This is a genomic window from Sinomonas gamaensis (assembly GCF_005876955.1).
Taxonomy (GTDB): domain Bacteria; phylum Actinomycetota; class Actinomycetes; order Actinomycetales; family Micrococcaceae; genus Sinomonas; species Sinomonas gamaensis.
The window spans coordinates 23,358-31,388 of record NZ_SSCL01000026.1; the positions used below are offsets into that span (position 1 = coordinate 23,358).

Genomic DNA, 8,031 nt, shown 5'->3' on the forward strand with positions numbered 1-8,031 from the left:
TCACACCGGATCAGTTCGTGCTGCCCTCCGGACCCCTGCCGTCCAGGAGGGGTTCGAGGAGATCGGCAGCCCGGGTGAGGCCGGCCATTCTCCTGATGCGCGTGCCGAGCTCAGCCGCCGCGCCTCGGTACGCCGGATCGGAGAGGATGTCGACGACGGCGCGGCGGATCCGTTCCTTGGAAGCGGATTTCTTGAGGAGGATCCCTGCTCCGCTGGACTGCAGGGACGTTCCCACCATGACTTGATCGACCGGCTTGAATACGGGCATCACGAGCAGGGGCAGGCTGTGGGCGAGGGCGAGCATAGTGGTGGAGTGCCCGCCGTGGCCGATGACCAGGCTGACCTCGGGCATGAGCTCCCTGTGTGGGGCCCATTCGACCAGGTCCGTGTTCGCCCCGACGGTCAGGGCAGATGATTCGATCGCCGGTCCGGTTGTTGCGACCACTCTGATCGGCAGGTCGGCTACGGCGTCGAGAGTGTGCTGCCAGACCGAGGCCAGTCCGTGGTACCCGAAGGTGCTCAGGCTCACCAAGACGGTCGGGGTTCGCGGCGCGGAGGGCTCGCCAGCCACAAACGGGCCCGTGTGGGTCAGGTTCGGCGGGGTCGCGCGCGCGCCGGCCGGGTCGAGCTCGGGCAGCGAGGCGACGATGCAGTGCCTCGCGCCGTCGAGCAGGCGCCTGGGATTCAGCCCCTTCAGCCGCATTGCGAGACCGATCGGCCCTCTGAGGTGGGGACCACGCAGGAAAGCATCGTAAAGGTGCTCGAGGACGACGTAGGGGATGCCCCTTGTAGCCATGGCATCCATGACGCCCCAAAGGAGGCAGTCCACGACGACGGTGTCGGCCCCGCACTCTTCTGCGGCCGCCGCCACCTGCGCTCCCAGGTCCCGGTCCCCGAAGAGGTTGATGATCGCTGGGAGCGACGCCTCGGCCTTCGGGCCGACGGGCGGCATCGTCGAGTAGGCGGTGAACTCCAAACCGGCCGCTTCCGCAGCTCCGGATTGCCTCGAGTGGCCGACGACATGGACGCTGTGCCCGCGGCTGGCCAGCTCGGCGGCCAGAGCCAGCGCGGGTGGGACATTGCCTCCGCCGTCCCAGGTCGCAAAGAGGATGGATCCCATCATCGGCCTCCTTCGCCGTCGGCACTCGAGAGGACGGCAGAGACCAGCGCCCTCATCCGCTCTTCCGTCTCCGTGCGTGGGAGGCCGCGGTCGAGCCGCAGCAGTTTCCACGTGTAGACGTCCGTCGCCACGACCAGGAGGTCGATCAGCCTCTCATCGGCACCGATGTATGGTTCGAAGACGTCAGCGACCCACTTCCGGTGCACATCCCGTCCAACCTGCGTGACTGCAGCGACCTGAGGATACGTCGACTCCTGGGTCAGCATCCGCAGAGTGGATCGCCCGCGCTCCTCATAGTGGTCAACCACCACTCTCACCGCCGCCCCCACGTCTCCGACCGGCGCTGCGCGTTCCTGAACCACCCGCTGGCTGCCGTACTGGATCGCTGCCTCGATCAGGCCCTCGCGGCTGCCGTACTGCCGAAGGATCGTCTGCACGCTCACCCCAGCGGCCGCCGCGACATCTCCGAGGGACGTCTCCGGGATCCCCTTGCTTTCCGCGAGGTCGAACATCGCGCGGACGATCCGCTGGCGGTTCCCTTCGACGGCGTCAGCACGCGAACGCATCATATAGCCCCGGCTGCTTTTCATGGCAATACCAGTTGACACCAATATGCTTTTGGCGTCAATGGCTGTTCACATGAAAATGTGCGGGCCGCCGAAGGGACCTCCACAACGGATTCCCAAGTCGTTGGCACGGGAGCGTGGGGCGCGAAGACGGGCCGGAGGCTCCCACCAGCAGCAGATGCCTCCTGTCTGGAGTCGGGGCCTCGACCCTCGTCCGACGCCCAGTGGGCCCTGCCTCGCTGAGATGTCCCAGAGAGCCCAAGCCGTCGTATTCCACGTCCGCGACGGTGAGCACGAGGCCTACCACGCGGTCGGTGTCAGCAACCTCGATTCCGGGGCCAAGGCAGACGTTGGGGACAGGCTCTGGGTGTCCGGCGAGGGGACGATGATGCTCTCAGTGGCGGCGGTCATGAAGCTCGTCGAAGAGCACATGGTCGGTCTCGACGACCGGATCGAAGACCATCTGCCAGAGTTCTCGGCCATATTCCCGGGCTGGGACCGCACCACGCTCCGTGAACTGCTCGGGAGCCGGACCGGGCTCCCGGACTACGTCCCTGCCCTGCTCGCATCCACCCGGCCGAGAACCTGCGCACGACCCCTTTGACCTTCGAGCAAAGGCTCCGCATGGCCCCCTCGGCGGCGGCGCCGCCCTACCCGGCGACCCGCGCCATGCGGTCGACAACGGATTGGGAAGTCCTCGCCTGGCTCGTGGAGCGGCTGCGGGGCAAGCCGCTTGCCGAGGTACTCGATGCGGACGTCTTCGATCCCTCGGGGATGGCCAGCTCCCTGGTCGCCGTCCCGGGGCAGCCGCCGGAGCCGATGCTCCACGGCTACGTCGTCTCAGGAGGAACCCGGGTGGACCTGACACGCGATGACGCCTTCGCCGGGTCCGGGGATGCCGGGGTCCTGAGCACCGTCGTCGACATGGACAGGTCCCTCGCCGCGCTCACGACCGGGAAGCTCCTCAGCCAGGAGAGCTGGAAGCTGATGGCTGCCGGTGAGCCCTACGAGGTCGGCATGTACACCGCGGATCTGTGTCCGGTCACCCGGCACGTGCTTGCGTCCGGCGGGGGCGGCCCGTACGCGATCCTCTCGGCGGCAACCGAGGACGGCAGACAGCAGGTCAGCGTCACCATGGCCCTGCCCTCGTCCCCACTCGATTCGGCAAGGGTCCCTGCCCTGGTGCAGCGGATGGAGGAGGCCTTGCACGCGAAGGCGGCGGCCATGTGCAGATAGTCCTTCAGTGGGCTCCGTGCAGCACGTGAGGGCCTCCTGGCCGATTGCCGGGCCTGCGCCGAAGGCCTACGCTCGTTGCACCGTTTCCTCTCTGCACCCGAGCAGGGACGATCTCATCGAAGGTCGCGAGTGCCATGGCGAAGAATCCTTCCGGGCATCGGACACATGAATCTGACAGGCCGGAGGACCCGGCGAAGCAGGCGAAACAGCACCACGGGATCCATCTGGGGGAGTGGCTCAAGCGCGAGGACGAGGGGATCGAGCGCGGCTACAGCAGCATCTTCCTCAGCTCCCACGACCGGCCGCGGCCCCCGGAGAGGACCTGCATCCAAGGCCACGAGATCCCGCCGGGGCAGGACCACTGCCTGCATGGGCACCCCGTCGGATAACGGGAGGGCTCATCCCCTCCAGTGGCAGAGCCTGTCCAGGGCCGCGTTGACCGCGCCCTGGATCTTGGCGATCATGCCCAACCGCTTTGCATCCGTCGCTGGGTCCTCCAGATGTGTGGGCAGGGGCGGGGCCACGACGCTGACACTGGCCTGATACTGCCCGTCGTCGCTGCTGATCGAGACGGTGAGCCACTCCCAGAAGATCCCGCCGACGCCGCCGTACCGGCTTCCGCCCGAGCACTTGTCCGGCCAGATGTTCAGCATGCCGAAGGGGGCGCTTCCGGAGGGCTTCTTCATCTCCTTCAGCGACGCAGGGGAGACGGCCTTGCCCTGCAGGAGCGCGGCGTAGAACGCGTTCAGGTCGGCGACGGTCGAGATCCCGCCGAGTGGGGTGTCTACGGTGTTGGTGTTCTCGGTATCGTCCCGACGCTGGCCGTGGATGGTGATGTACCCGTGGCGCAGGTCGGGGTCGTTCACGTTGAGGAGGCCTGTCGAGGTGTGCTGGAGTCCGAGCCTGCCGATGACCTCATCGCGGAGCACATCGGCGAAGGGCTTGCCGCGGAGTGTCTGCAGCAGCAGCGCGAGCACCATGTAGTCGGTGGAGGAGTAGTGGTTCTTGCCCACATCGGAGGGGTGCCATTGGAGCGTCCCGGCCAGTTCGAGTGCGTGCTGGAGGGTGATGTGCTGCGTGAGCGCTGAGTTCAGGTCGGTCCCTTGGAAGAGTGCGTCCTGGAACTCGGGGATGCCGGATTCGTGGGTGAGCAGCTGCCAGACGGTGACCGGCCCGGGCGGGTGGAGGGTCTGCTCGAATCCGGGGATCAACCCGTTGACCGGGGTCCCGAGCTCGATGCGGCCCTCCTCGATCAGGTGCAGGACCGCCGGCGCGACCAGGACTTCGGTGAGGTCGGCGACCTGGATCCGGTCCCGGGGCTGGGCAGGCACCTTCGTGTCCAAGTCGCGGACCCCGTAGGCCTTGGACCATTCCACCCCGGGCCAGCGCACCTGCACCACTGCAGAGACTGCACCCTGATCGACGAGCGACTGGAGCACCGCGTCGAGGTACCCGGTCGGGGAATCGCTCGGCGACGGCAGCGGGCTCGGCAAGGGCGCTGCGGCGGGACTCGTGCAGGCGGTGAGGGCGAGCACGAGGGCGGCAGCCGCCGTGCAGAAGGCGGACCGGGTTCGGGCGGGCATGGGGAACGGCTCCTAATGCGATGACTTGCAGAGCCGGTCGAGGGTCTCGTTGAGGGCGGATTCAATCTGACCCGACAGGAGGTTCCGCCTGCTGTCGGCCGATGGGTCCTCGAGCTCAGTCGGCATTGGCGGCACGGCGACCGTCATCGCGCCCTGGTACCGGCCATCGGCGCTCGTGACCGCGATGGTCTGGTACCCCCAGAACGAGCCGCGGCCCTCGTACCGGTTCCCGGGCGAGCACCCGTCCGAGTGCATCCAGACCCCGAGCCCGTACGGGAGGCCGGAGACGGGGCTTGTCTCCATCGCCCGCAGCGATTCCGCGGAGACGGCCTTTCCCTGGAAGATGCCGGCCATGAGGCGGTTCATGTCCGCCACCGTCGAGGTCGCCCCGCCAGCCGGGGTGCCGGCCCAGAACGACGAGTCGGCCGCGTCGGCGCGCTGCCCGTGGAGCGTGACGTAGCCGTGGATGAGACCGGGCTCGTGGACGTCGAGATGATCCGACAGGCTCGTGTTCGTCATGCCCAGCGGCTCGAGCACCTCCTCGCGTACCACTTGGGCGAAGGGCTTGTGCCTGAATGTCTGGACCAGGAGGCCGAGGGCGAGGTAGTCGGTGTTCGAATAGGCAAACCGACCGACTGCGGCTGCCGGCCAGGGCAGCGTGCCTGCGAGCTGCAGGCCGCGCTCCATCGTCAGGGTCTGGGCGTACAGCGGGCGGAAGTCCGCGGTCTGCGGGAGTGCATCGTTGACCTCGGGGACCCCGGAGGTGTGGTTGAGCAGCTGCTGCACGGTGATGGGACCGGGTGGGTGGAGCCATGCAGTGAACCCGGGGATGACGTCGTTGACCGGGTCGTCGAGGCCGACGAGGTGGTCGTCGACCATTTTGAGGACGGTCACGGCGGTCATCGTCTTGGTCACGCTGGCCACCGGCACCCGGTCGGTGGGCTGCGCGGGAGCCTTCGAGTCAAGGTCGCGGACGCCCCACGCCTTGGACCATTCACCGCCGGGCCAGCTGACCTGGACCACGGCGGCCACCGCACCTTGGTCCATGAACAGCTTCGCCTGCTGCTCGATCGAAGCGGTGGCAGAGGGGGCAGCTGACGACGCAGTGGTGTCGCGGGTGTTGTTGTATCCGCAGCCTGCGAGGGCGATGGCGGTCGCGGCTGCGGCAGCGACGACATAGTTCTTGGGGCTCATGGGAAGCCGCCGATCAAAGGGGTGCGGTGAAAGGGGGCTCGGCCGTAGTCGGCGCCGCGCCCGGCCAGGCCTCGTACCGGCACCGTACCCCAGCACCTCAATTTTAGGGCGCGCCCCCACACACCGGAACCGCACCAAGGTCCACTGCGGGCCAGAGGACTCGCTCGTACTTGCGGTGGTCCTGCCATGATCCTGCGATCCGCAGGTACTCTCGGGCGACCCCGGCAGAACTCCAAGCCGTTCTCCTCTCCAGCGCCCGCTCGGAGGGCACGTTGCGGAGCACCGTCGCGACCTCGACGCAGCGCAGTCCGAGCCCCGTCCCGGGCGATCTCCATGAGGACTCCGATCGTCTGGCTCATCTCGTGCCCTTGTCCCCCTCGGCGATCCTGTGGCCGTCACGATCGACGATAGGCTGGCCCGACCGATGACCCGAGCCGTCCTCGACGAGCACGAACGGTATCGCGGATCCCCAGAGGAGCTCCTCGAGGGAAGTGGGCGATCACCTGCGCTTGTCCCTCCTCGGCGTAGTGCTCGTCGAGGCGCACAGGCTGCCAAGGGAGAGGTGCTCGCGGTCCTCGGCATTCCCCCGTCCCAGGGTCGGACCTCCGCCGCCCTCAGAAGGCGCAGCATGGTTTCCTGGGCTGGCGTCCTCTCGGTCATCATTGGATGAGCCAAGCGGCCGGGCCGGCCTGCCCGACAGTCTTCGGCACTCTCTTCCCGGGCCGAACGCGCCGCTATCAGTACTGGCGGAGGCAGAGTCGGTCCAGCGCTTCCGTGAGCGCCGACTGCATCAGGACCTGCATGCGGTCGCGCTGGTCGTCGCTCTTGGGGTCCTCGACGCTTGAGGGGAGGGCGGGTGGAGTGACGTGCAAGGTGGCCACGTATTGCCCGTCTGCCGAGGACACGGCGACGGCGAGGTAGGACCAGAATTCTCCGTGGCCTTCGAATCTCGTCCCTCCGGTGCATCCGTCGGCGGAGGTCCAGAGTCCGAGGGTGTAGCCGGGGCTGAGCCTCTCCTTCATCGCGGACAGGGACTCGGCCGAGAGGAGCCTGCCTTGGAAGAGGTCCGCGAAGAAGGTGTTCACGTCGGCGACCGTCGAGGTGACCCCGCCCGCTGCTGATCCGGCCAGCCATGCGTTGTCCGTGACATCCAGGCGTTCGCCCCGGAGGGTGATGTAGCCGTGGATGGTCCGGGGGTCACCGAGGTTGGCACTCTCGGCCGTGGTGTCCTTGAGCCCGACCGGGTCGATGACCTCCTCGCGCAGGACTTGGGCGAAGGGCTTGTGGCGGAGCGTCGCAACCAACAGCCCCAATGCCTCGTAGCCGGTGTTGGAGTAGCTGAACTTGCCGATGCTCGAGGGGTCCCATGGGAGCCTGCCCGCGAGTTCGAAGAGCTTCCGGGGCGTGGCTTTGACGGCGAGGACCGGTCGGACATCCGGGTTCGAGAACAGCGCGTCGAAGAAGTCCGGCGCGCCGGAGGTGTGGCCGAGCAGCTCGCGGACGGTGATCGGGGCGGGTGGGTGCAGTACGTCCTTGAAGCCGGGGATGATGTCGTTCACGGGGTCGTCGAGGCCGATGAGGTGGTCATCGACGAGTTTGAGGACGGCGACTGCTGTCATGGTCTTGGTGACGCTTGCGATCTGCACGAGGTCGCTGGGCTGAGCGGCGCTCCTGGAGTCGAGGTCGCGGACACCGTAGGCATGGGACCATTCCCCGCCGGGCCACCGCACCTGCACGGTTGCCGCGATAGCGCCGTCTGCCATGAGCCCAGCGATCCGCTGGTCCAGGGAGTCCATGGCTGCCGCGACACTGGCAGTGGGGGCGGCGGTGCTCGTCGGAGCTGGTGCCGTCTGGATGGCTGAGCAGGCCGAGAGGGCGATGACGAGGATGAGCGAGGAAGCCGTCGCCGCTAGCGGCCGGAGCTTGGGAAACATGGAGGGCTGCCGATCAGATTGACGTGAAGCTTGGTTAGCCTCGAGCCATTTGGTCTGCTCGCATTTTCATTCCGGGTTCTGGCAAAGCCGGTCGAGGGTCTCGTTGACCGCGGTTTCCATCTGACCGCCCCAGGTCCCGCTGGGCGTCCGCGGAGTGCCGTTCAGATCATGGCGGCCGACCGACCTCGGGAGCGTCTCCGACCGAAGCCTGCAGCCGTAGCTTCACCACTGCAATCACGGCCACAGCGGCGACGCCGATCCACGGGTTGAAGGGCGGTCTCAAGGAGTGTTGGCAACGGCTGCTGCGAGGTCTTCGAGGAAGACTTCTCGCGGTGTCCTGAAGCCTAGTGCCTTGCGTGGCCGGTTGTTCATCTCGAAGGCGATGGCGTCGAGGTAGG

General features: G+C 67.4%; 8 protein-coding genes and 1 pseudogene. 3 read left to right on the forward strand and 6 right to left on the reverse strand.

The features are described from left to right. Nucleotides 1-10 precede the first annotated feature (10 nt). On the reverse strand, nucleotides 11-1,120 hold the full coding sequence (locus E5679_RS20170; RefSeq protein ID WP_138419267.1) for a glycosyltransferase: 1,110 nt from the start codon (nucleotides 1,118-1,120) through the stop codon (nucleotides 11-13). Next, nucleotides 1,120-1,689: a TetR/AcrR family transcriptional regulator gene (locus E5679_RS20175; RefSeq protein ID WP_171042493.1), complete on the reverse strand. Its 570-nt coding sequence runs from the start codon at nucleotides 1,687-1,689 to the stop codon at nucleotides 1,120-1,122. Before E5679_RS20175 ends, E5679_RS20170 begins: the two co-directional genes overlap by 1 nt. Nucleotides 1,690-1,930: 241 nt before the next feature. On the opposite strand from E5679_RS20175, the gene E5679_RS21490 reads away from it, so the two are divergent. From E5679_RS21490 to E5679_RS20190, 3 genes are all read left to right on the forward strand, one after another. Next, nucleotides 1,931-2,290: a serine hydrolase gene (locus E5679_RS21490; RefSeq protein WP_171042494.1), complete on the forward strand. Its 360-nt coding sequence runs from the start codon at nucleotides 1,931-1,933 to the stop codon at nucleotides 2,288-2,290. A gap of 20 nt (nucleotides 2,291-2,310) precedes the next feature. Further along, nucleotides 2,311-2,922, forward strand: a complete 612-nt coding sequence (locus tag E5679_RS21495; protein WP_338055938.1) for a serine hydrolase — start codon at nucleotides 2,311-2,313, stop codon at nucleotides 2,920-2,922. A 134-nt stretch (nucleotides 2,923-3,056) separates the two neighbouring features. Next, nucleotides 3,057-3,311, forward strand: coding sequence for a hypothetical protein (locus E5679_RS20190; RefSeq protein ID WP_138419275.1), 255 nt, complete (start codon nucleotides 3,057-3,059; stop codon nucleotides 3,309-3,311). Between the two features lie 9 nt (nucleotides 3,312-3,320). On the opposite strand, the gene E5679_RS20195 is transcribed toward E5679_RS20190, so the two are convergent. From E5679_RS20195 to E5679_RS21380, 4 genes and pseudogenes are all read right to left on the reverse strand, one after another. Continuing rightward, entirely contained in the window at nucleotides 3,321-4,505 is a 1,185-nt protein-coding gene (locus E5679_RS20195) for a serine hydrolase domain-containing protein (protein WP_138419276.1), read from the reverse strand. Nucleotides 4,506-4,517: 12 nt separating this feature from the next. Beyond that, entirely contained in the window at nucleotides 4,518-5,699 is a 1,182-nt protein-coding gene (locus E5679_RS20200; RefSeq protein WP_138419277.1) for a serine hydrolase domain-containing protein, read from the reverse strand. A gap of 737 nt (nucleotides 5,700-6,436) precedes the next feature. Further along, entirely contained in the window at nucleotides 6,437-7,633 is a 1,197-nt protein-coding gene (locus E5679_RS20205; protein WP_249336257.1) for a serine hydrolase domain-containing protein, read from the reverse strand. Between the two features lie 279 nt (nucleotides 7,634-7,912). After that, nucleotides 7,913-8,031 (reverse strand): annotated as a pseudogene (locus E5679_RS21380) (IS30 family transposase); the annotation flags it as partial.

Coding starts and splice junctions, on each gene's coding strand:
- E5679_RS20170 (WP_138419267.1), bottom strand. CDS start 1,120: ATGGGATCCATCCTCTTTGCGACCTGGGACGGCGGAGGCAATGTCCCA.
- E5679_RS20175 (WP_171042493.1), bottom strand. CDS start 1,689: ATGATGCGTTCGCGTGCTGACGCCGTCGAAGGGAACCGCCAGCGGATC.
- E5679_RS21490 (WP_171042494.1), top strand. CDS start 1,931: ATGTCCCAGAGAGCCCAAGCCGTCGTATTCCACGTCCGCGACGGTGAG.
- E5679_RS21495 (WP_338055938.1), top strand. CDS start 2,311: ATGGCCCCCTCGGCGGCGGCGCCGCCCTACCCGGCGACCCGCGCCATG.
- E5679_RS20190 (WP_138419275.1), top strand. CDS start 3,057: ATGGCGAAGAATCCTTCCGGGCATCGGACACATGAATCTGACAGGCCG.
- E5679_RS20195 (WP_138419276.1), bottom strand. CDS start 4,505: ATGCCCGCCCGAACCCGGTCCGCCTTCTGCACGGCGGCTGCCGCCCTC.
- E5679_RS20200 (WP_138419277.1), bottom strand. CDS start 5,699: ATGAGCCCCAAGAACTATGTCGTCGCTGCCGCAGCCGCGACCGCCATC.
- E5679_RS20205 (WP_249336257.1), bottom strand. CDS start 7,633: ATGTTTCCCAAGCTCCGGCCGCTAGCGGCGACGGCTTCCTCGCTCATC.